Source organism: Rhizobium sp. BR 314 (assembly GCF_047445805.1).
In the GTDB taxonomy this organism is placed as follows: Bacteria; Pseudomonadota; Alphaproteobacteria; order Rhizobiales; family Rhizobiaceae; genus Rhizobium; species Rhizobium lusitanum_B.
In genome coordinates this window covers 1-575 of the sequence record NZ_JARWLA010000118.1, presented here as the reverse complement: position 1 = coordinate 575, position 575 = coordinate 1, and the positions used below count along the sequence as shown (strand labels likewise).

The 575-nt window shown below is 49.9% G+C and carries 1 rRNA gene; it reads left to right on the top strand.

Annotated elements, in window-relative coordinates:
• Nucleotides 1–29: 29 nt before the first annotated feature.
• A 23S ribosomal RNA gene (locus tag QD461_RS36695) occupies nucleotides 30–575 on the top strand; the annotation flags it as partial.

The window sequence follows — 575 nt, the reverse complement described above, 5'->3', positions numbered from 1 at the left end:
CAATAAGGATGAGCATTGGCAATGAGAACGATTAAGTGTCGTAAGGGTATTTAGTGGATGCCTAGGCATGCACAGGCGATGAAGGACGTGATACGCTGCGAAAAGCCGTGGGGAGCTGCGAATAAGCTTTGATCCATGGATCTCCGAATGGGGCAACCCACCTTAAATGCTTAGAAAATCATTTTGGTTGGCAATTGGCTCGAAGCCTTAAGGCTTCGCAAGGCCAGAGGCCGTCGCCGGTTATCCGGCGTAAAGAACCAAAGTGGTTTCTAAGCATTGTGATGAGGTATCTTCACCTGAATAAAATAGGGTGTAAGAAGCGAACGCAGGGAACTGAAACATCTAAGTACCTGCAGGAAAGGACATCAACCGAGACTCCGCAAGTAGTGGCGAGCGAACGCGGACCAGGCCAGTGGCAATGAAGTATAAAGTGGAATAACCTGGAAAGGTTAGCCGTAGAGGGTGACAGCCCCGTACGCGTAGACGACTTTATTGTCCTAGAGTAGGGCGGGACACGTGAAATCCTGTCTGAACATGGGGAGACCACTCTCCAAGCCTAAGTACTCGTGCATGAC